At 72.7% G+C, this 23,346-nt stretch carries 19 protein-coding genes; 8 read left to right on the top strand and 11 right to left on the bottom strand.

The window, feature by feature from the left end; all coding sequences use genetic code 11:
* Position 1: 1 nt before the first annotated feature.
* A complete protein-coding gene (locus tag ACLQ22_RS18730; protein WP_425693564.1) occupies positions 2–940 on the bottom strand; it encodes an NAD-dependent epimerase/dehydratase family protein in 939 nt (312 codons plus the stop codon).
* A gap of 221 nt (positions 941–1,161) precedes the next feature.
* Positions 1,162–2,106: an NAD-dependent epimerase/dehydratase family protein gene (locus tag ACLQ22_RS18725; protein ID WP_425693443.1), complete on the bottom strand. Its 945-nt coding sequence runs from the start codon at positions 2,104–2,106 to the stop codon at positions 1,162–1,164.
* Between the two features lie 212 nt (positions 2,107–2,318).
* On the opposite strand from ACLQ22_RS18725, the gene ACLQ22_RS18720 reads away from it, so the two are divergent.
* Complete coding sequence (locus ACLQ22_RS18720) at positions 2,319–3,248, top strand: NAD(+)/NADH kinase (RefSeq protein WP_425693442.1); 930 nt, start codon at positions 2,319–2,321, stop codon at positions 3,246–3,248.
* 50 nt (positions 3,249–3,298) lie between these two features.
* Here the strand turns inward: ACLQ22_RS18720 and pgm are convergent, their stop codons facing one another.
* Together pgm and glgC are read right to left on the bottom strand one after the other, a co-directional pair.
* Positions 3,299–4,945: a phosphoglucomutase (alpha-D-glucose-1,6-bisphosphate-dependent) gene (gene pgm, locus ACLQ22_RS18715; RefSeq protein ID WP_425693441.1), complete on the bottom strand. Its 1,647-nt coding sequence runs from the start codon at positions 4,943–4,945 to the stop codon at positions 3,299–3,301.
* Complete coding sequence (gene glgC, locus ACLQ22_RS18710; protein WP_425693440.1) at positions 4,942–6,174, bottom strand: glucose-1-phosphate adenylyltransferase; 1,233 nt, start codon at positions 6,172–6,174, stop codon at positions 4,942–4,944. Before glgC ends, pgm begins: the two co-directional genes overlap by 4 nt.
* 95 nt (positions 6,175–6,269) lie before the next feature.
* Between glgC and glgA the strand changes: the two genes are divergently transcribed.
* The gene (gene glgA / locus ACLQ22_RS18705; RefSeq protein ID WP_425693439.1) at positions 6,270–7,472 is read left to right on the top strand and encodes a glycogen synthase; all 1,203 of its coding nucleotides are present in this window, start codon (positions 6,270–6,272) and stop codon (positions 7,470–7,472) included.
* A 113-nt stretch (positions 7,473–7,585) separates the two neighbouring features.
* Here glgA and ACLQ22_RS18700 read toward each other — a convergent pair whose 3' ends face one another.
* The 3 genes from ACLQ22_RS18700 to ACLQ22_RS18690 form a co-directional block, all read right to left on the bottom strand.
* On the bottom strand, positions 7,586–7,825 hold the full coding sequence (locus tag ACLQ22_RS18700; protein WP_425693438.1) for an AbrB/MazE/SpoVT family DNA-binding domain-containing protein: 240 nt from the start codon (positions 7,823–7,825) through the stop codon (positions 7,586–7,588).
* Positions 7,826–7,897: 72 nt separating this feature from the next.
* On the bottom strand, positions 7,898–9,070 hold the full coding sequence (locus tag ACLQ22_RS18695) for a helix-turn-helix domain-containing protein (protein WP_425693437.1): 1,173 nt from the start codon (positions 9,068–9,070) through the stop codon (positions 7,898–7,900).
* A gap of 16 nt (positions 9,071–9,086) precedes the next feature.
* Complete coding sequence (locus tag ACLQ22_RS18690) at positions 9,087–9,284, bottom strand: hypothetical protein (protein ID WP_425693436.1); 198 nt, start codon at positions 9,282–9,284, stop codon at positions 9,087–9,089.
* A gap of 252 nt (positions 9,285–9,536) precedes the next feature.
* Here ACLQ22_RS18690 and ACLQ22_RS18685 point away from each other — a divergent pair, with 252 nt between their 5' ends.
* The 3 genes from ACLQ22_RS18685 (at position 9,537) to glgB (ending at position 14,215) form a co-directional block, all read left to right on the top strand.
* Positions 9,537–9,764, top strand: coding sequence for a winged helix-turn-helix domain-containing protein (locus ACLQ22_RS18685; protein ID WP_334607023.1), 228 nt, complete (start codon positions 9,537–9,539; stop codon positions 9,762–9,764).
* A 261-nt stretch (positions 9,765–10,025) separates the two neighbouring features.
* Complete coding sequence (locus ACLQ22_RS18680) at positions 10,026–12,125, top strand: maltotransferase domain-containing protein (RefSeq protein ID WP_425693435.1); 2,100 nt, start codon at positions 10,026–10,028, stop codon at positions 12,123–12,125.
* On the top strand, positions 12,113–14,215 hold the full coding sequence (glgB, locus tag ACLQ22_RS18675) for a 1,4-alpha-glucan branching protein GlgB (RefSeq protein WP_425693434.1): 2,103 nt from the start codon (positions 12,113–12,115) through the stop codon (positions 14,213–14,215). The genes ACLQ22_RS18680 and glgB overlap by 13 nt, the downstream gene beginning before the upstream one ends.
* Positions 14,216–14,361: 146 nt before the next feature.
* Here glgB and ACLQ22_RS18670 read toward each other — a convergent pair whose 3' ends face one another.
* Together ACLQ22_RS18670 and ACLQ22_RS18665 are read right to left on the bottom strand one after the other, a co-directional pair.
* A complete protein-coding gene (locus ACLQ22_RS18670; protein ID WP_425693433.1) occupies positions 14,362–16,386 on the bottom strand; it encodes a family 10 glycosylhydrolase in 2,025 nt (674 codons plus the stop codon).
* A gap of 130 nt (positions 16,387–16,516) precedes the next feature.
* Entirely contained in the window at positions 16,517–17,641 is a 1,125-nt protein-coding gene (locus ACLQ22_RS18665; protein ID WP_425693432.1) for an FAD-dependent oxidoreductase, read from the bottom strand.
* 30 nt (positions 17,642–17,671) lie between these two features.
* Here ACLQ22_RS18665 and ACLQ22_RS18660 point away from each other — a divergent pair, with 30 nt between their 5' ends.
* Positions 17,672–18,397 carry a TetR/AcrR family transcriptional regulator gene (locus ACLQ22_RS18660; RefSeq protein WP_425693431.1) on the top strand — a complete coding sequence of 242 codons (726 nt, stop codon included), beginning with the start codon at positions 17,672–17,674 and terminating at the stop codon, positions 18,395–18,397.
* A 173-nt stretch (positions 18,398–18,570) separates the two neighbouring features.
* Here the strand turns inward: ACLQ22_RS18660 and ACLQ22_RS18655 are convergent, their stop codons facing one another.
* Together ACLQ22_RS18655 and ACLQ22_RS18650 are read right to left on the bottom strand one after the other, a co-directional pair.
* Complete coding sequence (locus tag ACLQ22_RS18655; protein WP_425693430.1) at positions 18,571–19,437, bottom strand: alpha/beta fold hydrolase; 867 nt, start codon at positions 19,435–19,437, stop codon at positions 18,571–18,573.
* Between the two features lie 121 nt (positions 19,438–19,558).
* The gene (locus ACLQ22_RS18650; protein ID WP_425693429.1) at positions 19,559–20,599 is read right to left on the bottom strand and encodes an App1 family protein; all 1,041 of its coding nucleotides are present in this window, start codon (positions 20,597–20,599) and stop codon (positions 19,559–19,561) included.
* A gap of 175 nt (positions 20,600–20,774) precedes the next feature.
* On the opposite strand from ACLQ22_RS18650, the gene ACLQ22_RS18645 reads away from it, so the two are divergent.
* Together ACLQ22_RS18645 and yaaA are read left to right on the top strand one after the other, a co-directional pair.
* Positions 20,775–22,394: a hypothetical protein gene (locus ACLQ22_RS18645; RefSeq protein ID WP_425693428.1), complete on the top strand. Its 1,620-nt coding sequence runs from the start codon at positions 20,775–20,777 to the stop codon at positions 22,392–22,394.
* Between the two features lie 61 nt (positions 22,395–22,455).
* Entirely contained in the window at positions 22,456–23,253 is a 798-nt protein-coding gene (gene yaaA, locus ACLQ22_RS18640; RefSeq protein WP_425693427.1) for a peroxide stress protein YaaA, read from the top strand.
* The last annotated feature ends 93 nt before the right edge of the window (positions 23,254–23,346 follow it).

The raw sequence follows: 23,346 nt of genomic DNA, 5'->3' as shown, positions 1-23,346 counted from the left end.
CCTAGACCGGACTCAGCGCGCGGGCAGCGGACTGCCACTCGACGGTCGCCATCAGACCGGCGCGCAGCGGGTGCGGCCGGGCGGCGGGGAACAGCTCGCGTAGCCGGGTGCAGTCGGCCTGCGAGTCGCGGACGTCGCCGGGCCGCGGTGGGCCGTGCTCCACCTCGAGCCGCCGGCCGAGCACGACCTCGAGCTCGGCGACCAGATCCCGCAGCGACGTACGGGTGCCGAACGCCAGGTTGACCACGTCGGCCGCGCCGACGCGGCGCACCACGGCGTCGGTGATGATGTCGGTGACATCGGCGACGTAGGTGAAGTCGCGGGTCTGCTGGCCGTCGCCGTGCAGCGTCAGGGGTCGGCCGTCGAGCGCGTCGGTGATGAACCTCGGCACCACGGCGGCGTAGGGGTGCTCGGGATCCTGCCGCGGCCCGTACACGTTGAAGAAGCGGAACGGGAGCACGGCGAGGTGGAAGCAGGCAGCGTAGGCGAGGGTGTAGGTCTCGGTGGCGAGCTTGGAGGCCGCGTAGGGGCTCACCGGCATCGGCCGCAGCGCCTCGTGCCGGGGCATCCCCGGAGCCGATCCGTACACCGAGGAGGAGGAGGCCACCACCACGTGCGGCACGTCGTGGCGGCGCACCGCCTCCAGCACGCCCACCGTTCCCGTGGCGTTGGCGTGGTGGCTGCGCACCGGATCGTCGATCGAGCCGGGCACCGAACCGAGGGCACCGAGGTGCACCACGCTCGCGGCGCCCGGTAGCGCGTCGTCCAACACGTCCGGGTCGCAGACCGAGCCGACGAGGACCCGGACGGGCACGTCCAGCAGGTTGTCCAGCGAGCCGGTCGACAGGTCGTCGACCACCACGATCTCGCTGATCCGCGGCTGCTCGGCGAGCGCCCGGACCAGGTTCGAACCGATGAAACCGGCCCCGCCGCTGACCACGATCTTCAACTGTTTCCCCCGATGTCGCGTGTTGCCGCCTCACCGGCGTCAACTAGGCGAAATTACCCTTTTGCACCCTTCTTGACAGTCAACGACAAGCAACACCCAAGGTCACGGTTGCGTATCAGGACGGCGTGCCGTCGCACCGGCGGCTCCCGCCAACCCGTTCGGGCGGGTACCGGGCCACCGCCGCCCGCACCCGGCCGGCGGCCGGTCCGCCGTCAGGCAAGCTGCTCCGCGTGCGCCTCGTACCACTGCACCGTCGCCCGCAGGGCCTGGGCGCGCGGCACCGGCGTCACGTCGGGGAAGAGCGCGCGCAGCACCCCGTCGTCCGCGTCGGAGTGGCGCACGTCGCCCGCCCGCGGTGGGCCGTGCACGACCTCCAGCCGGCGGCCGAGCACCTCCTCCAGCTCCGCGATCAGCTCCAGCAGGGAGAGCCGCGCGCCGAAGGCGAGGTTCACCACGTCCGGGGCGCAGACGCGGCGCAGGACCGCGTCGACGATCACGTCCGTGACGCTGCCGACGTAGGTGAAGTCGCGGGACTGGGTGCCGTCGCCGTGCACCTGGAGCGGCCGGCCCTCCAGCGCCGCCGAGACGAACCTCGGCACCACGGCCGCGTACGCGTGGTTGGCGGCCTGGCGGGGCCCGTAGACGTTGAAGAAGCGGAACGGCAGCACGCCGATGCCGTAGCAAGAGGCGTACGCGAGCGCGTAGGCCTCGGTCGCCAGCTTGGAGACCGCGTACGGGCTCACCGGCATCGGCCGCAGCGTCTCCTGGCGGGGCAGGACCGGGTTGGCGCCGTAGACGGAGGACGACGAGGCGACCACGACGTGGGGCACCCCGTGGCGCCGGACGGCCTCCAGCACGCTGAGGGTGCCGGTGGCGTTGGCGTGGTGGCTGCGCAGCGGGTCGTCGATGGAGCGGGGCACCGAGCCGAGGGCGCCGAGGTGGACCACGCTGGCCGCCCCGCTGACCGCCTCGTCGAGCAGGTCGTGGTCGAGGATCGTCCCCGTGAACAGCCGCACCGGCAGGTCGAGCAGGTTGTCCAGCGACCCGGTGGAGAGGTCGTCGACGGCCACCACCTCGGTGACCCGCGGCGCGTCGGCGAGGGCGCGTACCAGGTTGGAGCCGATGAAACCGGCGCCACCGGTAACGACGATCTTCAAAGATCCTCCTCGTGGTTCCCGCCCGGCGCGCCACCTGCACGCGGGCTCGGGACATCGGGCCCCTGCGGACCCGCTCCCGTCTGCACCAACGACCCGTGCACCGGCGCGTCACGCGGAAAGCCCCGGACGTGACGAAGTGGCACGCCACGCGGTCACCCGCCCGCCTCGCGGTACGCCCGTCCCGGGGCCCCGGGATGTGATGAGCTGTAGGCATGGACCGGAGCCGGCTCGGGCTGGTGCTGCATCCCACCCGGGACGTCTCCGCGGTGGTCGACACCATCGTGACCTGGGCCGCCCGGCACCACATCTCCCTGGCCGTACGCGCCGAGGACCGGCACCGCGTGCCGGCCACGGTCGAGCCGCTGCCGGTGGGCGAGGTGGCCGTCCGGTCGGACGCGCTGATCGCCATCGGTGGCGACGGGACGATGCTCGGCGCGTTGCGGTCGGCCGTGCACGATCCGAAGCCGGTGCTCGGCGTGCACGTCGGCAAGCTCGGCTTCCTCGTCGAGGTGGAGCCGCCGGAGCTGCCGAGGGCCCTGGACCGGCTGGTGGCGCACGACTTCACGGTGGAGAGCCACAGCTGCCTGGCCTGTGACGTCTGCGGCGACGACCTCGTCGCGTTCAACGACATCGCGCTGATCCGCCAGCCCGGTTCCGGCTTCGTCAGCGCCTCCCTCGCCGTCGACGGGCAGCAGTACGGGTACTACCGCTGCGACGCGCTGGTGGTCAGCACCCCGACCGGCTCGACCGCCTACAGCTACGCCGCCGGCGGCCCGCTCGTCTCGCCGGCCACCGAGGCGGTGGTGGTGACCCCGTCCGCCCCGATGGCCGGCATCTCCCGTGCGCTGGTGCTCTCCCCCCACGAGACGGTCCGCCTGCAACTGCGCGAGGGCTCCGGCCCGGTCGCGGTGGAGGTGGACGGCCTGGTCATCCGGGACGCCGCGACGGAGGGCGTCGTGCAGATCCGCTACCGGCACGACGCCGGCCTGGTGGTCCGCCTGGACCCGCGCCGCTACCAGGAACGCAACCAGCTGAAGCTGAGCCTGCTGGACCTGCCGCTGCTGCCCGAACAGCTGCGCGAGCTGCTCCCGGAGGGCATGCGGGAGAGGTTCAACCGCCGCGAGCTACCCCCGCCGCGCTGACCCGCCGGCCGTGTACCGGTGTCGGCTCCGGTGGGAGGCGAGCCGGGTGCTCAGGCCCGCTCGAGGACCTCCGAGACCAGGTCCTTCGCCTCCTGCTGGATCCGGGCCAGGTGCTCCGGGCCCTGGAAGGACTCGGCGTAGATCTTGTAGACGTCCTCGGTGCCCGACGGCCGGGCGGCGAACCAGCCGGACTCCGTGGTCACCTTGAGCCCGCCGATCGGCGCGTCGTTGCCCGGAGCGGTGGTGAGGGTCGCGGTGATCGGCTCGCCGGCCAGCTCGGTGGCGGTCACCTGCTCCGGCGAGAGCTTGCCGAGCACGGCCTTCTGCTCCCGGGTCGCCGGCGCGTCGATGCGGGCGTACGCGGGCGCGCCGAAGCGCTCGGCCAGTTCCGCCCAGTGCTGGCTGGGGGTGCGGCCGGTCGTCGCGATGATCTCGGCGGCGAGCAGGCAGAGCAGGATGCCGTCCTTGTCGGTGGTCCACGTGCCCCCGTCGCGGCGCAGGAAGGACGCGCCGGCGCTCTCCTCGCCGCCGAAGCCCACCGCGCCGTCGAGCAGCCCCGGCACGAACCACTTGAAGCCGACCGGCACCTCCAGCAGCGGGCGACCCAGGTCGGCGGCGACCCGATCGATCATCGAGGAGGAGACCAGGGTCTTGCCGACCGCGGCGGCCGGACCCCACTGCGTCCGGGTGCGGAACAGGTGGCCGATCGCCACCGCGAGGTAGTGGTTGGGGTTCATCAGGCCGCCGTCGGGGGTGACGATGCCGTGCCGGTCGGCGTCGGCGTCGTTGCCGGTGGAGACCTGGTAGTCGGCGCGGGCGGCGATCAGGGAGGCCATCGCGTTCGGCGAGGAGCAGTCCATCCGGATCTTGCCGTCGCCGTCCAGGGTCATGAAGCGCCAGGTCGGGTCGACCGTCGGGTTGACCACGGTCAGGTCCAGGCGGTGCCGCTCGGCGATCTCGCCCCAGTAGGCCACGCTCGCGCCGCCGAGCGGGTCGGCGCCGATGCGCACCCCGGCGTCGCGGATCGCGTCGATGTCGATCGCCGCCGGCAGGTCGTCGACGTAGCGGGCGAGGAAGTCGTACGACCCGGTGGTGTCGGCGGCGCGGGCCCGGGCGTACGGGATCCGCCGGACCTCCTTCAGGCCGTCGGCGAGGATCGCGTTGGCGCGGTCCTGGATCCACCTCGTGACGTCGCTGTCCGCCGGGCCGCCATGGGTGGGGTTGTACTTGAAGCCGCCGTCGTCGGGCGGGTTGTGCGACGGGGTGATGACGATGCCGTCGGCGAGCCCGCTGGTGCGCCCCCGGTTGTGGGCGAGGATGGCGTGCGACACCGCCGGGGTGGGCGTGTAGCCGTCGCGGCCGTCCAGCAGCACGGTGACCTCGTTGGCGGCGAGCACCTCGAGCGCGTCCACGGCGGCCGGGGCGGAGAGCGCGTGGGTGTCGCGGCCCAGGAACAGCGGGCCGTCCAGGCCCTGCTCGCGGCGGTAGTCGCAGAGCGCCTGGGTGACCGCGAGGATGTGGTCGGAGTTGAACGCGTGGCGCAGGCTCGACCCGCGGTGCCCGGACGTGCCGAAGGAGACCTGCTGCGCCGGGTCCTGCGGATCGGGGTGCTCGGCGTAGTAGGCGGTCACCAGCCGCGGCACGTCGACCAGGTCGGCGGGCTGGGCGGGCTTGCCGGCCCGGGGATGACTGCTCACGGTTCCACCTTCTGTCCCTTGCCGATCACCACGATGCCGTTGTCGGAGACGGTGTAGCGCTGCCGGTCCTTCTCCAGGTCGACGCCGATCTCCGCGCCCTCGGGCACGACCACGTTCTTGTCGAGGATCGCCCGGCGCACGACCGCGTGCCGGCCGATGTCGACCCCCTCCATGAGCACCGCGCCGTCCACGTGCGCCCAGGAGTGCACCTTCACCTTGGGCGAGACGACCGAGTTCTCCACCAGCGAGCCGGAGATCACCGCGCCGGGCGAGACCATCGAGGCGACCGCCCGGCCGACCCGCTCGCCCCACTGGTGCACGAACTTGGCCGGTGGGTAGGTCAGCTGCCCGGTGTAGATAGGCCACTCGAAGTTGTAGAGGTTGAACACCGGGTGCACGTTGATCAGGTCCATGTGGGCGTCGTAGAAGGAGTCGAGCGTCCCCACGTCGCGCCAGTAGCCGCGGTCCCGGTCGGTGCTGCCGGGCACCTCGTTGTCGCGGAAGTCGTAGACGTTGGCCTCGCCGCGCTCGACGAGCATCGGGATGATGCTGCCGCCCATGTCGTGCTTGCTGGTCTTGTCCTCCGCGTCGCGCTCGACCGCCTCGCAGAGCGCCCTGGTGCTGAACACGTAGTTGCCCATCGAGGCGTAGATCTGGTCGGGCGCGTCGGGCAGGCCGACCGCGTCGGTGGGCTTCTCGCGGAACGCCCGGATCCGCCGGCCGTCCTCGCCGACCTCGATGACGCCGAACTGGTCGGCCATCGACAGCGGCTGCCGGATGCCGGCCACGGTGACGCCGGCGCCGGAGGCGATGTGGTCCTCCACCATCTGGCGCGGGTCCATCCGGTAGATGTGGTCGGCGCCGAAGACGATCACGTGGTCGGGCTGCTCGTCGTGGATGAGGTTGAAGCTCTGGTAGATCGCGTCGGCGGAGCCGGCGAACCACCACGGGCCGCGGCGCTGCTGGGCCGGCACGGGGGTGACGTAGTTGCCGAGCAGGGTCGACATCCGCCATGTCTTGGTGATGTGCCGGTCCAGCGAGTGGGACTTGTACTGGGTCAGCACGACGATCTTGAGATAGCCGGCGTTCGCCAGGTTGGACAGGACGAAGTCGACCATGCGGTACATCCCGCCGAACGGGACGGCCGGCTTGGCCCGGTCCGTGGTGAGCGGCATGAGGCGCTTGCCTTCTCCGCCGGCCAGGACGATCGCGAGCACCTTGGCAGCCATGTCCAGACGCTATCTACCCCGCCGTCACTTCACCACTCGTACGGCACAGTTCCACAGCCCGGTGCGGCGGCGCGTTCTGCACTAGGGTGCCGTTCATGAACGACTCCGCCGGGCTGCGCGTCGACCTGCTGACCCGTGAGTACCCGCCCGAGGTGTACGGCGGCGCCGGTGTGCACGTCGAGTACCTGGCCCGGGAGCTGCGCCGGCTCGCCGACGTGCGGGTGCACTGCTTCGGCGCGCCGCGCACCGAGGCGGGTGTCACCGCGTACGCCGAACCGGCGGGCCTGACCGGCGCGAACGCCGCGCTGCGGACGATGGGCGTGGACCTGGAGATGGCCGCGGCCTGCGCCGGCACCGACCTGGTGCACAGCCACACCTGGTACGCCAACCTGGCGGGGCACGCCGCGAAGCTGCTGCACGGCGTGCCGCACGTGGTGACCGCGCACAGCCTGGAGCCGCTGCGGCCGTGGAAGGCCGAGCAGCTCGGCGGCGGCTACGCGCTCTCCTCCTGGTGCGAGCGCACGGCGTTCGAGGCGGCCGACGCGGTCGTCGCGGTCAGCGAGGGGATGCGGCGCGACGTGCTGACCGCCTACCCGGCGGTGAACCCGGACCGGGTCCGGGTGGTGCACAACGGCATCGACACGGCGCAGTACGCCCCGGACCACGGCACGGACGTGGTGGACCGGCTCGGCATCGAACCGGCCCGGCCGAGCGTGGTGTACGTGGGGCGGATCACCCGGCAGAAGGGCCTGCCCTACCTGCTGCGCGCGGCGCGGGACCTGCCGGCGGAGACCCAGCTGGTGCTGCTCGCCGGGGCACCGGACACCCCGGAGATCGCCGCCGAGGTGGAGGGCCTGGTGACGGAGCTGCGGGCGAAGCGCTCCGGGGTGGTGTGGGTCGCGGAGATGCTGCCGAAGCACGAGGTGATCCAGGTGCTCACCCACGCCACGGTCTTCGTCTGCCCCTCGGTCTACGAGCCGATGGGCATCGTCAACCTGGAGGCGATGGCCTGCGAGACGGCGGTGGTGGCCACCGCCACCGGCGGCATCCCCGAGGTGGTCGCCGACGGCGAGACCGGGCTGCTGGTCCCCATCGAGCAGGCCACCGACGGCTCGGGCCGGCCGCTGGACCCGGACCGCTTCGTGGCCGACCTGGTGGCGGCGATCAACGAGATGCTCGCCGACCCGGTGAGGACCGCCGACTTCGGCCGGGCCGGGCGGCGGCGCGCCGTCGAACACTTCTCCTGGGACGCCATCGCCGCCCGAACTCTCGAGCTCTACCGCTCGCTGCTGGTGTAAGGAAGGGCGCACCGGTTGGCCGCGTACGGCGTGCGTGCCGAGGTCAGGTGACGTGGAAGGTGGTTCGTGCAAGGCGTCGGCCGGCGGGCCGCGGTGCCAGCGCGCGGAGCCGCTCACTCCCCACGTAGCAGCTCCGTCAGCTCGTCGGTGGACATACCGCTGGTCTGCTTCGCACCGCCGCGACCGCGCATGTGCCGGACCAGGCGCTGGCCCCTGGTCTCCGCGCCACTCACCCGGACGATCCGCAGCACACCGCCCTCCTCCACGACGTCGACCTCATCGCCCTCGTGCAGCCCGTGTCGAGCCCGCAACGCGGCCGGGATCGTGACCTGGCCCTTGCTGTTGAGTTTCATGACGCCCCCCTCTACCACGTAATACAACCGGTACGTGTCGGGGAATGGGTTCGGGCAGGCCACGAGGCAGCCTCAGGTGACGTGCAGGGCGGCAGCGAGGCGGGCCAGGCTGGCGGGAGCGGCGGCGTACCGGGCCACGGTGGCGACCAGGTCGCGCGCCGCCGGCCGGTCGTGCACCTCGCTGTGCGCGGTGCGTTCGGCGTCCAGCAGCGCCCGCCCCGCCCGGACCATGTCGCCGGCGAGAGCGTGTACGCGGGCCACGTCGAGCAGGTACGCCGCCCGGTGCTCGGGCGGCAGCCACCGCCACTGCTCACCGCAGACCAGCCGCTCGTGCCGTACCGTCGCCGCCTGCACGTCTCCGACGGCGGCCTCGGCCACCACCCGCGCCGCCTCGACCGACGCCCTGCCGAAGCCGCCGCCGACGGTGCCGACCGCTGCCGCGGCCTGGTCGAGCAGGCCGGCCACCCGACGCTCGTCTCCCCGGCCGGCAGCGGCGAGCGCCGCCTGGAGCAGCAACGTCACGCGCAGCGACGGGGCCCTGTCACCGCCCGGCGACAGGACACCCTCGGCCGACTCGCGCGGGAGACGGCGGGCGGCCACGAGCGCCGTCTCCATCGCGGAGCGCCGCCGGCCGACGGCCCGCAACGCCTGACTCAGCGGTACGGTGGCGACGGCGGCCAGCCGCCCGTCGTCCGTGGCCAGCGCCACGGCCATCCCCCGGTCGGCGGCCAGCCACGCCAACTCCCCCTGACTGACCTTGACCAGCGCCAGGGCGACGAGCCCGTACGCGGACACCAGCAGCTCGTCGGCAGCCCGGCCGGGGCGGGCAACCCGCGCCTCGCGGGCGGCGTCGAGCAACCCGGGCAGCAGGCCGAGCAGGATCGGATACCGGGCGTGCCGGTAGCTCTGCTCGGCATGATCGAGGCGGGCCCGCACCTTCGCGACGTCGGGCGGCCGGGACGACACCTCGACGTGGTAGCGGGCCAGGGCGGCCCGGATCCGCGCCACACCGGCAACGGCGACGTCCGGTTGCCCGATCCGCTCCGCGAGCAGAACCTCCATGTCGATCCGCAGCGCCTCGGCGACCTCCCGCAGGTTGGACATCCGTTCCAGCGGGCGCACTCCGCGCTCGACCTTGTCCACCCAGCTCTTCGACTTGCCGAGACGGTCGGCGAACTGCTGCTGGGTCATGTTGCGCCGCACCCGCCACTGGGCGACCCGCCGGCCCACCGGCAGGCCGGTCACCGCCGGCCCGTCCCGCTCACCGCAGGATCCCGGCCACGACGAGCACAAGTACGAGCAGCGTCACCGTGATGCCGTAGGCGTACTGGCGACGGGTGAGCGGCGCGCGCTGCGGGCGGGGCGGACAGGGCACCTGATCCCCGTCGGGGTGCCGAGCGAGGGCACCCGGGACCGGGTGTGCCGCCGGCAGCGGCCCGTCATGCGGACGCTCCTGCATGGTGAGCCTCCTTGCGGGTGAGTACGAAACGTGCGGTCAGAACGAGGTGCGCGAAGCATGCGGTGTGAATCAGGGCGGTTCGGGCGGCGAGGACGGTCCGCGTTCCCTCGCCCGGCCCGGGGGCACTCCGCTGCTGACGAGAGAACCCCTGCCACTCGCAACTTAGGACCCTTAGTAGCCAGAGTCAACACAGGGTCCACACCGTGTCGCGCGCAGTGAGACGCTGGACGGGCTGACGAGAGGTGGTCCCCCATGCCCCGCAAGCCTGTCTACGAGCAGGTGGTCGATGACATCACCACTTCGATCCGAAGCGGCACACTCAAGCCCGGCGACAAGCTGCCCACGATCGCCGAACTCGCCCGCCAGTACAACTCGTCCGACAACCCGATCAAACGGGCCCTCTGGATCCTGGATGAGCGGGGCTGGATCGAGGTGCACCAGGGCAAGGGCTCGTTCGTGGCGCCCGAACCGCCCGCCTGAATCCCAATCTTCCACCCACTGGGCAAAGCGTTCCGAAGCTCGGGACAGCAGTAGATCTTGGTAGGAAACGGCCCCTTGAAGGGCCCTTTCCTACCAAGATCTACGCCGCCACTACCCACGCCCGCCAGCCGCCGCGCCCTGAGCGGCTGCGGGCGCCTGGTGTACGCCGGGTCCTGACCGGACCTCTGCGAACAAGTCAGGAGGGAGGGCGATGGGGTGCTTGGCCGCGCGCGAAAGGATCTCGCGCAGTAGGTTGAACCGGTGACTGGACGGTTCCCGATCGAAGACGTCTCCCCCGTCGTCTCCTGCGGTCGCTACCCGGCCAAGGCGGTGGTCGACGAGCCGGTGCCGGTGTCGGCCCGCGCCTACCGCGAGGGGCACGACGCGCTCGGCTGCAACGTGGTCTGGCGCGGCCCCGACGGGCGGGCGCGGCCGTTCACCCGGATGCGCCCCGGCGAGCCCGGGCAGGACCGCTGGCACGCGGTGATCCGCCCCGACGCGGTCGGCGAGTGGGTCTTCACCGTCGAGGCGTTCCAGGATCCGTACCTGACCTGGCAGAACGCGGTCACCAAGAAGATCGCCGCCGGGCAGGGACCGGAGGACCTGGCCAACGACCTCGCCGAGGGCGCCCGGGTGCTGACCGCCGCTGTCGAGCTGGTGCCGGCCGGCGACGCGGGGCGGGTCCGCGCGGCGGTGGCGGCGCTGGGCGACGCCGAAAAGGAGCTGCCCCGGCGGGTCGCCCCGGCGTTGGAGCTGGCCGCCCTGCTCTGGGAGCACCCGGTCCGCGAGCTGGTCACCGCCGGCGAGGAGCACCGGCTGTGGGTGGACCGCCGGCGGGCGCTCTTCTCCGCCTGGTACGAGTTCTTCCCCCGCTCGGAGGGAGCGATCCCGGCCACCGTCGACGCCCCGGCGCGCTCCGGCACGTTCGCCACCGCCGTCGAGCGCCTGCCGGGCGTCGCGGCGATGGGCTTCGACGTGCTCTACCTGCCGCCCATCCACCCGATCGGCCGGGTCAACCGCAAGGGCCGCAACAACGCGCTCACCGCCGGGCCCGACGACGTCGGCTCGCCGTGGGCCATCGGCGCCGCCGAGGGCGGCCACGACGCGATCCACCCCGACCTGGGTACGCCGGAGGACTTCCGCGACTTCGTCGCCGCCGCCGCCGAGCAGGGGCTGGAGGTGGCGATGGACCTGGCGTTGCAGTGCGCGCCGGACCACCCGTGGGTGACCGAGCACCCGGAGTGGTTCACCACCCGGGCCGACGGCAGCATCGCGTACGCGGAGAACCCGCCGAAGAAGTACCAGGACATCTACCCGCTCAACTTCGACAACGACCCGGAGGGCATCCGGGCGGAGGTCCTGCGGGTGGTGCTGCACTGGGTCGGCGAGGGCATCCGGATCTTCCGGGTGGACAACCCGCACACCAAGCCGTTCGACTTCTGGCACTGGCTGATCGCCGAGGTCAAGAAGGTCGACCCGGACGTGCTCTTCCTCGCCGAGGCGTTCACCCGGCCGGCGATCATGCACGGGCTGGGCAAGATCGGCTTCACCCAGTCGTACACGTACTTCACCTGGCGCACGTCGGCGGCCGAGATGCGGGCGTACTGCGAGGAGCTGGTCGAGGCGGCCGCCTACATGCGGCCCAACTTCTGGCCGAACACGCCGGACATCCTGCACGAGTCGTTGCAGCACGGCGGCCCGCCGATGTTCAAGATCCGGGCGGTGCTGGCCGCGCTGCTCTCCCCCTCCTGGGGCATGTACGCGGGCTACGAGCTGTTCGAGCACACCGCCCGCCCCGGCGCCGAGGAGTACCTCGACAACGAGAAGTACGAGCTGCGCCCCCGGGACTGGGCCGGCGCGCAGGCCCAGGGCCGCTCCCTCGCCCCGTTCATCGCCGTGCTCAACCGGGTGCGCCGGGAGAACCCGGCCCTGCACCAGCTGCGCAACCTGGTCTTCCACGAGATCGACAACCCGGCGCTGCTCTGCTGGTCCAAGCACGACCCGGACACGGGCAACACGGTCCTCGTGGTCTGCTCGTTCGACCCGCAGGGTGTGCAGTGGGGCAACACCACGCTGGACATGCCCGCGCTCGGGCTGGACTGGCACGACCGGTTCACGGTGCGCGACGAGCTGACCGGCGCCAGCTACGACTGGGGGCAGCGCAACGCCGTGCGCCTCGACCCGTACCTGCAACCGGCGCACGTGCTGACCGTGCGCCGGCCGACCTCCGATCCCACCGCCGGCCCGGCGTCGGCGACCGGGGCGCCGGACCTGACCGTCGCCGACGTTCCCGACGACCTCTCGGGCGGCACCGCCCCCACCGCTCCCGCCCAGAAGGACGACGACCGATGGACCAGCTGATCGCCGGCGCCACGCACGACCCGCACGCCGTCCTCGGCGCACACCCGGCCGACGGGCGGACGGTCGTCCGGACGCTGCGCCGGGGCGCCGCCGACGTCGCCCTCCTCGTCGACGGCGAGCGGCACCGGATGCGGCGGGTGCACGACGTCGGCGTGTTCGAGGCGGAGGTCGAGGGCGAGGTGCTCGACTACCGCGTCGAGGTCGACGGCCGCAGCCACGACGACCCGTACCGCTACCCGCCCACCCTGGGCGAGCTGGACCTGCACCTGATCGGCGAAGGTCGCCACGAGCGGCTCTGGGAGGCGCTCGGCGCCCGGGTCTTCGACGAGGGCGTGGCGTTCACCGTCTGGGCGCCGAACGCGCGCGGGGTCCGGGTGGTCGGTGACTTCGCGGGCTGGGCGCCGGACGACGGCTGGCCGATGCGCTCGCTGGGCGGCAGCGGGGTGTGGGAGCTGTTCGTCCCGGGCGTCGGGGCGGGCGCCCGCTACAAGTACCGGATCCTGGGCGCCGACGGGCGGTGGCGGGACAAGGCCGACCCCCTTGCGGCGTACGCGGAGGTGCCGCCGGCCACCGCCTCGGTGGTGCACCACTCGACGTACGAGTGGGGCGACGCCGACTGGCTGTCGCGGCGGGCCCGGCGGCAGCCGCACCAGGAGCCGATGAGCGTCTACGAGGTACACCTCGGCTCGTGGCGCCCCGGGCTGGGCTACCGGGAGCTGGCCGAGCAGCTGACCGCGTACGTCACCGAGCTGGGCTTCACCCACGTGGAGTTCCTGCCCGTGATGGAGCACCCGTTCGGCGGCTCCTGGGGCTACCAGGTCACCGGCTACTACGCCCCGACGTCCCGCTTCGGCGACCCCGACGAGTTCCGTCACCTCGTGGACGCCCTGCACGCCGTCGGGATCGGCGTGATCCTCGACTGGGTGCCGGCGCACTTCCCCAAGGACGAGTGGGCACTGGCCCGCTTCGACGGCACCGCCCTCTACGAGCACCCCGACCCGCGCCGGGGCGAGCACCCCGACTGGGGCACGTACGTCTTCGACTTCGGCCGCCCGGAGGTGCGCAACTTCCTGGTCGCCAACGCGCTCTACTGGTGCGAGCAGTTCCACGTCGACGGGCTGCGGGTGGACGCGGTGGCCTCGATGCTCTACCTGGACTACTCCCGGCAGGAGGGGCAGTGGCTGCCCAACCGTTACGGCGGCCGGGAGAACCTGGAGGCCATCGCGTTCATGCAGGAGGTGAACGCGACGGTCTACAAGCACCACGCCGGGGTGGTGCTGATCGCCGAGGAGTCCACCGCCTGGCCCGGGGTCACCCGCTCGACGGACGCCGGCGGGCTCGGGTACGGGTTCAAGTGGAACATGGGCTGGATGCACGACACCCTGCTCTACACCTCGAAGGACCCGGTCTACCGGCAGCACCACCACCATCAGCTCACGTTCTCCCTGGCGTACGCCTGGAGCGAGAACTACGTGCTTCCGATCAGCCACGACGAGGTGGTGCACGGCAAGGGCTCCCTCGCGGGCAAGATGCCCGGCGACACCTGGCAGCGGCTGGCGAACGTGCGCGCCCTGCTGGCGTACATGTGGGCGCACCCGGGCAAGCAGCTGCTCTTCATGGGCTGCGAGCTGGCCGACGACCGGGAGTGGAGCGAGGAGCGCGGCCTCGACTGGTACCTGCTGCACGACCCGGCCCGGGCCGGGGTGCAGCGGCTCGTCGGCGACCTGAACCGCGTCTACCGGGACACCCCGGCGCTCTGGGCGCAGGACACCGAGCCGGCCGGCTTCCGCTGGATCGCCGGGGACGACGTCGCCAACAACACCGTCTCGTTCGTCCGGATCGCCCCCGACGGCGCGACCCTGGTCTGCGTGGCGAACTTCTCCGCGCGGCCGCTGGAGGACTACCGGGTGGGGCTGCCGGCCGGCGGCACGTGGGCGGAGGTGCTCAACACCGACGCCCACCACTACGGCGGGTCGGGCGTGGGCAACCTCGGCGAGGTGCACGCGCAGGACGTGCCGTGGCACGGGATGCCCGCCTCCGCCGCGCTGCGGGTGCCCCCGCTCGGCGTGCTCTGGCTGCGCCGCGACTGAGCCGGGCGTCGCCCTCACACCGCAGCACGCCCAGGGCCCCATTCCCGAGACCAGCCGGGGCCACGACCGACCGCACGGAAGATCTTGGTAGGAATCGGCCCCTGGAGGGACCGATTCCTACCAAGATCTCCAACCTGTCGGCTCGCTCAGAGTCGGGTGATCCGGACCGCGTCGGCGACGACGTACCCCTGGGTGCTGGTCCAGCGGCTGACCGCGACGACCTGGCGCGTCCCGGCGGCGAGGTCGTAGGTGCCCAGCACCCGCCACTGGCCGCCGCCGCTGCGCTGGTCGACGGTGACGGTCACGTTCCCGTTCGCCGTCGCCACCAGGTGCGGCGTGGCGCTGTTGTAGCCGGGGTCGGCCGGGTACCAGACCTCGACGCGGTACGAGCCGGCGGCGGGCAGCGTCGCGCTGAACCAGGCCGGGTCGCTGACCGCCTGCGGGTTGGCGAAGCGGTAGTTGGCGCCGTAGCGCGCCGGGAGGTACGACGACGTGCCCCAGGTGCTGGCGGCCGTGAAGCCGCCGGCCGTGGCGTTGTCCACGATCACGCTGAACGTGCCGCCGCTGCCGGTGACCACCCGCGCGTTGCTGGCGGGGCTCTCGTGGTGCAGCCGGTCCAGCGCCGTCACCAGGTAGCGGTACGTCGAGCCGGCCGCGGCGGTCGCGTCGGTGAACGTCCCGATGCTGCCCGAGGCGCGGACCGTGCCGAGCAGGTGCCGGGCGTCGGCCAGGTCGCAGGCGTCGACCGCGCCGTCGCCGGGCAGCCGGTACACCGCGTACGCGGCCGTGCTGCCGGTGGCGCCGCGCTGCCAGGTGAGGGTCACGCCGCCGGTGCCGCGTACCGCCGAGGTGAGGTTCGGCGCGGCGGGCGCGGCGCCGCCCACCCCGACGGGTGCGAGCGCCGGGCGGCGGTAGTGGTCGGTCGCCACCCGGGAGACGGCGCCGATGCGGTCGGCGCGGACGTCCTTGGCGCTGAAGTGGATGTCGCCGACGATCCTCGGGTGGCTGCGGTTCAGCGTCAGGTGATCGGTCAGCTCGGCCGGGTCCTGCCAGGCGGCGTCCTGCCCGGACGCCCCGGCGCGGTAGGTGGCCTGCCCGACGAGCAGCTGCACGTCGGTGCCAGTCACCGTCTCGGACCACCAGCGGACCAGCTCGGCGTAGTCGGCCGCCGGGTGGCCGATGTGCCAGTAGACCTGCGGGGCGATGTAGTCGACCCAGCCCTGCCGCACCCAGCGGCGGGTGTCGGCGTAGATCGCGTCGTACGACTGGAGGCCCGTGGTGCGCGAGCCGAGCGGGTCGGTGCCGGCGTTGCGCCAGATGCCGAACGGGCTGACGCCGAGCTTGACCCACGGCTTGGCCGCCCGGATCTTGTCACGCATCTCCCGGACCAGCAGGTTGACGTTGTTGCGCCGCCAGTCGCCGATGGTGCTGAAGCCGGCGCCGTACTGGGCGTAGGTGGCCTGGTCGGGGAAGGCCACCCCGCTGACCGGGTACGGGTAGAAGTAGTCGTCCCAGTGCACCGCGTCGATGTCGTAGCGGCGTACGGCGTCCATCATCGCGTCCTGCACGAAGGCGCGGACGGCGGGGATGCCGGGGTTGTAGTAGATGTGTCCGCCGTAGGTGACGGTCCAGCCCGGGTTCTTGCGGGCCGGGTGGCCGGCCGCCAGCTTGCTGAGGTCGGTGTGGTTCGCCACCCGGTACGGGTTGAACCAGGCGTGGAACTCCAGGTTGCGGGCGTGCGCCTCGGCCACCATGAAGGCCAGCGGGTCGTAGCCGGGATTGCCGCCCTGGGTGCCGGTGAGCCACTGCGACCACGGCTCGTAGGTCGACGGCCAGAACGCGTCGGCGGCGGGCCGGATCTGCACGACGACGGCGTTCATCCGCCGCTGCTTGGCCAGGTCGAGCCAGCCCCGGTACTCCGCCTGCTGGGCGGCCGGGGTGAGCCCGGTGCGGCTCGGCCAGTCGATGTTGGCCACGCTGGCGATCCACATGCCGCGCAGCTGCCGCTTCGGGGTGGCCGGATCGGTCACGCAGGCCGCCTGGGCGGCGACCGGCACGGTGTCCGGCGCGGCGGGCCGAGGGGCGGGGGCGGCCGTGGGGAGGGCCGCGCCGAGCGCCAGCGCCGCCACCAACGCCAACCCGGACAGGTATCGACCATAGTCTCTGCGCACGAAAAGATGTTCAATGTTGCCGGCCCGTTGCGCAAGTATCCTTCACGAGTTTTACCGACCGGAGTCGCTTCGGCACCGGACGGCGAGGGGCGGCCCACGATGCAGGGCGAGGCCGCGGCGCTGCGCGCTGTCAATCCGCGGGTGCCGGCTCGGTGGGCCGTGGTGCGAAGAAGCGGACGATGTCGTCGGCCGCGGTGGGGGACAGCATCATTGCCTGGACTCGTGCCGACATCTCGGCGATCGGATGGGTTCTGGTGAACATCGCCTCCTCGTACGCCTGGATCGCCGAGTCGGGGTCGGCGGGGTTGTTGGCGAGTTCGGCGGCGAGTTGGGCGGCGTCGAGCATGGCTTGGTTGGCGCCCTCGCCGACCGGCGGCATGAGGTGCGCGGCGTCACCGATGAGGGTGATGCCAGGCTGGTGGGCCCAGCGCGTGCCGGTGGGCATCGCCTCGATCCTGCGTGGGTTCGGCGGGCTGTCGCCGGCTTCGATGAGTGCGGTGAGGCTGGGGTCCCAGCCATCGAACATGTCCAGCAGAGCGCGCTTGCTGCGGTAGGTGTCCAGGTGACGATCGTCCGCGCGTAGGGAGATTCCGACCCGGATGCTGCCGTCGCCGAGGCGTTGTGCCGCCAGGATCTGGCTCACGCCGACGCACCAGAGGTTTCCGGGGCCGACCAGATCGGCGAGATCCGGGTGTCGCCGGTCGGCATCGCCGATGCTCAGCTCGACCAGGGTGGCCACGCAGGACAGTCCCACGTCGGTCAGCAGCGATCGGACGACCGAGCGCGCGCCGTCCGCGCCGATGAGGACGTCACAGTCGGCGCTGTGGCCGCCATCGAACGTCAGCCCGAATCCTCCGTCGGGTCGTGGCGTCACCGCGACGAGCCGGCGCCGCCAGGCCACCGCGTCGCCGGGGAGCGAGTCGAGCAGAAGATCACGCAGTGCGGCGCGGTCGATCTCGGGGCGCCCGGAGAATGAGCCGGGTTGTGGCCTGTGGTGCACGAGGGTGCGTCCGGCCGGGTCGAGGATGCGATGTTCCTCGCCCTCCGGCCGCGCCTCGGATCGGAACCGGCCGGCGAGCCCCGCATCGGCCAGGGCCCGTTGCCCTGACTCCGGGTGCAGGTCGAGCGATCCGCCCTGCGATCGCGCGGATCGGCTCGCCTCACGTTCGTACACCACCGCGCCGATGCCGTGCCGGTGCAGGATCCGGGCCAGCGTCAGGCCGCCGAGGCCACCGCCGGCGATCGCAATTCGCATCAACATCTCCGTTACCGTACGCTGTATCTCATGGATACGCCGTACGGTAGCGCGCCGCTGCCCGTCTGGGAACGCCCCGAGCCTCAGCCGCGGGCGGCGCCGGTGCCGCTGAGCCGCGCGAAGATCGCCGCCACGGCCATCCGACTCGCCGACGCACACGGCCTCGACGGGCTGTCGGTACGCAAGATCGCCAAGGATCTCGGCGTCGGTCCGATGCGGCTCTACGACTACGTGACCAACAGGTCCGAACTGCTCGATCTGATGGTCGACGCTGTGTACGCCCAGATCGCCGAGGCCGATCAGCACTCCGAGTGGCGCGCCACGCTACTGGCCATCGTCCACCGGACCCGCGATGCCGCTCTTGAGCACGAGTGGTTCGCCGACCTGCTCGGCGCAAGGCCACACCTGGGACCTCACGCGCTCGCCGTGGGCGAATCGATCGCGGCGGCGCTCAGCCAGGCCCCCGGCGTGCGCGGTATCGACGATCTCCAGCGGGCTGTGGGCGCGCTCAACGCGTTCATCGTCGGGGCGCTCCGCAGCGAGGTCACCGAGCGACGCACCGCCCGTTCGACCGGCACCGACGTGTCCGCCTGGCAGGCCACCCTCGGGCCCTACCTGACACGCATGCTCGACACAGGCCGCTACCCCACCGTCGCCCGGCTCGTCACCGACGGCGCCCACCTCAACGCCGAGGAGACCTTCCACCACAACCTGATCGCCATCCTGGACGGCATCACCAGCCATCCCCACACGTGACCTACTGCTCGCAGGCACTACCGGCCGAACACCGATCCACCTCGATCAGACAGCCGGATCTGCCACGGCCCCCGCGTCGCGGTACCTGGTACAAGCGCGACGGCACCCTGCACGCGGTCTTGTCGAACTGAGTGCATTCTGATCTGAGCTACCGCCGATGTCCCGGCGACTCGTCAGGCATGCTCTCGGGTTTGCCTCGCCGCTGCGGCGCGGAACGCCGCGGTGAATTGGTCCGGCGCTTCCAGCCAGGGATGGTGGCCCGCGTTCGGGATGAGGACGACCTCGCACTCGAGGTGTGCTCCGAGTCGTCGCAGGGCTTCGGCGGGGCGGCTGTCGTCGGCCCCGCCGATGATCACAGTGCCGGCGGGAAGGCACTCGCGGAGTTCATCCACGTGCGATTCGAGCGGGTCCGCCTTCTTCGCGGCGTTGAGCTGGCTGTTCATCGCGTAATTGACGGGTCGACACGCGCGGGCCGATGCCAGTGCCCAATCCCATGCCCGGGCCCGGTCGGCGTGGTCGGTGAACCACGACAGGGTGAGGTACTCGATCTCTTCGGCGTCGGTCCGCGATGCGAGCGCTTCGAGTTCGTCGAGCCTGTCCTGCTGCTCGTCGGTACGTCGTGCTCGCTGCGCCGCCCGGTAGGCATCGCGCCAGGGGTCCAGGAAGGGCCCGGCGATCTGTATCAGTCCCGCCACGCGCTCGGGATGCGCCAGCGTGAAGTAGCCGGCCAGGTTGGTTCCGAACGAGTGCCCCACCAGAACGGCCCGGTCATGTCCCCACGCATCGAGTAACAACGCCAGGTCTCGAACGTGGCGGGCGATCGTATGCTCCCCCTCCCAGCCCGATCCTCCCGTGCCGCGCTGGTCGTAGCGATGGACCAGGCACAGGTCTTCGATCATGCCGGCGACCGGGCCGAGATAGTCAGGCAGCCCCGGCCCTCCGTGCAGGATGACCAAGGGGATGGCGGCGTGATCCAGGGAGCCGGTGGTCCACGTGCGCAGCTGCGCACCGTCATCCATCTCGATCATGGCAGTAGGCATGGACGTGAGCGTACGCACGCTGACAACCTCGGCTGGCCGCCGAGCGGGCGCGCTGGCTGGGCGTCCTCCTCGTCAGGCCGATGGCGACGCGAGCCGCGCCGGGCCGCTCGGCGTCAGGGGATCAGACCAGGCCGGCGTCGCGCAGCAGCTTCCACAGGCCGGCGCCGTCGGGCGCGGAGAGCCACTTCTGCCCCACCGGCCCCGCCGACGACTCACCGCCCGGGGTGGGCAGGCTACCGGCCAGCACCGCCTGCGTGGGCGAGAGCCGACGGATCGCCACCCCGGCCACGTTCTGCGGGTGGGCGGCGGCGAACTCGCGGTAGATCTCCGGGTCGTGCTGCCCGTCGTCGCCGACCAGCAGCCACTTCACCTCGGGAAACTCCTTGGCGAGCCGGGCCAGGGTGACCCGCTTGTGCTCCCGCCCGCTGCGGAACCAGCGGTCGGCGGTCGGTCCCCAGTCGGTCAGCAGCAGCGGCCCGGCTGGGTAGAGGTGCCGGGACAGGAACCGGGTCAGCGTCGGCGCGACGTTCCAGGCACCCGTGGAGAGGTAGAAGACCGGCGCGCCCGGGTGCGCGGTGACGAGCCGCTCGTAGAGCACCGCCATACCGGGAACGGCGTTGCGGGCGTGCTCGTCGAGGACGAACGTGTTCCAGGCGGCGAGCAGCGGCCGGGGCAGCGCGGTGACCATGACCGTGTCGTCGATGTCGGAGAGGATGCCGAAGCGCACCTCCGGGTCGAGGATGCGTACCGGCGCCTCGACCGGCTCGGCGTCCGGCAGGCTGATCCGCACCGAGCCCCAGCCCGGCGGCAGGTCCGCCTTGACCACGGCGTCGACGAACCCGCTGCGGTCGGCCCGCGCCTCGTGCCGTTCCCCGCCGGCCTCGATGCTCACCGTGACGTGCTTGGCCGGCAGCGTGGTGAAGCTGCGCCACCCGCGCACCTTCTCCAGCCGGCCGCGCTGGCGGGTGTCCGGCCGGCCCAGCAGCACCCGGCACATCACCCGCACCCAGCCGGGTGCGCCGTAGCCGGTGTACGCGATGACGTTCGTCCGCCAGCCGGTGCGCCGCAGCCGGCGCTCGACCAGCAGGTGCACGGCGTCCTCGATCCGCGCGGCCCGGTGCAGGTTAGGTACGGCCAACTGGCCGGCGGGAGTGGGTGGCACGCCAGCAACCCTGCCACAACCCGGCCACCTCGGCCACGCGAGGCGATCTTCCCCGCCACTGGTCGTCGGGGTCGACGGGGCCGGCGGGCACCGACCGGCCGGCTGCGCCGATCCGCCCCGGTCGGCCCCGACGGCGTGAAACACTCCGGTCGGGACGACGACGGGGGCGTTGGTCGTGTCGCAACCAGTGCACAAGCGTGGGCGGTGGCGCCCGCAGCTCGACCGGCCGGCGCTCGTCGCGCTGCTGCTCGGGCTCGCCGGGGTCGGCTACCGGCTGGTCCTGACCCTGCACACGGTGCCCGTCTCCAACAGCGACGAGGCGACGTTCGGGCTGGCCGCGCTGCACATCGCGCAGGGCCGCGAGCTGCCCGTCTTCCTCTACGGGCAGCGTTACATGGGGATGCTGGAGTCGTACCTGGCCGCGCCGCTGATCGCGGTGGCCGGGCCGGGCTGGCCGCTGCTGCGCCTGCCGCTGCTGCTGCTCTACGCCCTCTTCCTCTGGCTGATCCACCGGTTGGCCCGGCGGATCTGCTCGCCCTGGTTCGCCACCGGGGTCGTCGGCCTGCTGGCGCTCGGCGGGGAACGGGTCGTCCGGGACCAGCTGACCGTCGTCGGCGGCCGCCCGGAGGTCAAGGTCGCGGTGCTGCTGATGCTGCTGATCGCGGTCGGACTCGCGCGGGGAACGGTGCGGCACCGCCGGTCGGCCGTGGGACTCTTCGGCCTGCTCGCCGGGGTGGCCGCCTGGTCGGACTGGCTGATCCTGCCCTACCTGGCGGTGGCCGCGCTGGCACTGCTCTGGGTGGCCCGCCGGGAGCTGCTCGGCTGGGCCGGGTTGCTGCTGCTGGCCGGGTTCGCGATCGGGATCGCGCCGATGATCCGGGACAACCTCCTCGCCCCGCCCGGCGAGGACTCGCTGTCGGTGTTCCGCGAGATCAGCACCAAGGCCGGCCCGTCGCCGCCGTTGTCGCGGCGGCTGGACGGCGGGCTGCTGGAGGGGGTGCCGCTCGCCGCCGGCCTCTGCCCGGTGGACGGCTGCGCCCGCTGGCAGGGCTGGTTCGGGCTGCTCTACCCCGTGCTGCTGGCGGTCGCCACCGCGCTCGCCGTCCTCGCGTACCGCCGGGCCGCGGGCGCCCCGCGCGGCGAGCGGGTCGGCCCGGTGGTGCACCTCGCGCTGGTCGTCGGCGCGGCGCTGACCCTGCTGTCGTACGTGCGCAGCCCGCTCGCCGCCACCAGCCCGCTGGACAACGCCCGCTACCTGTCGGTGCTCCAGCTCTCCCTGCCGGCGGTGCTCTGGCCGCTCTGGGTGGCGGCGGTCGCCTGCTGGCGGGGCACGGTCGGCGCGCTCGGCCGGCTGGCAGGTGCGCTGGCCACCGCCGTGCTCGCCGCGCTGGCCGCGACCACGCTGGTGGTCACCGTGCTGTTCGCAACCACCGGCGCCGAGGCGTCCCGGACCGAGGAGCGGCAGGCCCGCGAGCTGGCCGACACGCTTCGCGCGGGTGGGCCCCGCGAGGTGTACGGGGACTACTGGACCTGCAACCGGCTGATCTTCAACACGGCCGAGGCGGTGACGTGCGCGGTGCTCGACGGCGACCTCACCCCCGGGCAGAACCGCTACCCCGCGTACTGGCGGCAGGTGGGGCGTGCCGACCGGCCAGGGTACGTGCTGGCGGCCGGCTCGGCGGCGGAGCGGCGGCTGCGCGCGCTGCTGGGCGACCGGGCCGACGCCGCGCTGGTCTCCGAGGTGGGCGGGTATCGCGTGTACCACCCGGAGACGCCGGTGCGGCCGTGGCGGTAGGGCCGGCCCGTACGCTGACCGGACCGGCGCGCGGACGCCGCGCCGAGCCGAGGAGTCACCGATGCTCATCCTGCTGCCGCCCTCCGAGGGGAAGGCCGACGCCGGCACCGGCCGGCGGCTGGACCTCGCCCGGCTCTCCCTGCCGGAGCTGACCGGCGCCCGGGAGGAGGTGCTGACGGCGCTGGTCGCGCTCAGCGCCGACGGCGACGAGGAGGCGGCCCTGACGGCGCTGGGGATCAGCGAGGGCCAGCGCGGCGAGCTGCGCCGCAACGCCCGGCTGCGGGTGGCCGCCACCGCGCCCGCCGGCCGCGTCTACACCGGGGTGCTCTACGAGGCGCTCGACCTCGCCTCGCTGCCGGCGACCGCGCAGCGGGCCGCCCGCCGGTCGGTGCTGGTCAGCTCGGGGCTCTGGGGCGCGGTACGCCTCACCGACCGGATCCCGCCCTACCGGTGCCCGATCGGGGCGAGGCTGCCGGGGCTCGGCGCGCTGTCGACGTACTGGCGGCGGGCGCTCGCGCCGGCGATGGCCGCGGCGGCCGGCGACGGGCCGGTGCTCGACCTGCGCTCCGGCGCGTACGCGGCCACCTGGGCGCCGCGGGGCGAGGTGGCCGACCGCACGGTGACCGTCCGGGTGCTGCACGAGCGGGAGGTCGACGGCGTGCCCGTCCGGTCGGTGGTGAGCCACTTCAACAAGGCGACCAAGGGTCGGCTGGTCCGCGACCTGCTGACCGTAGGCGCCCGGCCGCGCACCGTCGGCGGGCTGCTGACCGCGCTGCGCGACCTGAAGTATCCGGTGCTGGAGCAGCCCACCCCGGCCGGCCGGCCACGCCAGGTCGACGTGGTCGTCACGGAGTTGTAGGAGAGCCGCAAGATTTCCTCAAGGCTGGGGCCGATCGGTTTCCCCGGCGGCGTCGACGGGCCACGGTAGAGGGACCCCCGACGCCGACAAGGA

This window comes from Micromonospora sp. DT178 (assembly GCF_049841695.1).
In the GTDB taxonomy this organism is placed as follows: domain Bacteria; phylum Actinomycetota; class Actinomycetes; order Mycobacteriales; family Micromonosporaceae; genus Micromonospora.
Note: the sequence above shows the minus strand (reverse complement) of the source record. Positions and strands in the feature narration are given on the sequence as shown.

Excerpts from the sequence above, each read along its gene's own strand:
- glgC (WP_425693440.1), bottom strand. The coding sequence starts at position 6,174 with ATGGCTGCCAAGGTGCTCGCGATCGTCCTGGCCGGCGGAGAAGGCAAG.
- ACLQ22_RS18655 (WP_425693430.1), bottom strand. The coding sequence starts at position 19,437 with ATGCCTACTGCCATGATCGAGATGGATGACGGTGCGCAGCTGCGCACG.
- ACLQ22_RS18685 (WP_334607023.1), top strand. The coding sequence starts at position 9,537 with ATGCCCCGCAAGCCTGTCTACGAGCAGGTGGTCGATGACATCACCACT.
- glgA (WP_425693439.1), top strand. The coding sequence starts at position 6,270 with ATGAACGACTCCGCCGGGCTGCGCGTCGACCTGCTGACCCGTGAGTAC.
- ACLQ22_RS18700 (WP_425693438.1), bottom strand. The coding sequence starts at position 7,825 with ATGAAACTCAACAGCAAGGGCCAGGTCACGATCCCGGCCGCGTTGCGG.
- ACLQ22_RS18720 (WP_425693442.1), top strand. The coding sequence starts at position 2,319 with ATGGACCGGAGCCGGCTCGGGCTGGTGCTGCATCCCACCCGGGACGTC.
- ACLQ22_RS18690 (WP_425693436.1), bottom strand. The coding sequence starts at position 9,284 with ATGCAGGAGCGTCCGCATGACGGGCCGCTGCCGGCGGCACACCCGGTC.
- glgB (WP_425693434.1), top strand. The coding sequence starts at position 12,113 with ATGGACCAGCTGATCGCCGGCGCCACGCACGACCCGCACGCCGTCCTC.
- ACLQ22_RS18660 (WP_425693431.1), top strand. The coding sequence starts at position 17,672 with ATGGATACGCCGTACGGTAGCGCGCCGCTGCCCGTCTGGGAACGCCCC.
- ACLQ22_RS18665 (WP_425693432.1), bottom strand. The coding sequence starts at position 17,641 with ATGCGAATTGCGATCGCCGGCGGTGGCCTCGGCGGCCTGACGCTGGCC.
- yaaA (WP_425693427.1), top strand. The coding sequence starts at position 22,456 with ATGCTCATCCTGCTGCCGCCCTCCGAGGGGAAGGCCGACGCCGGCACC.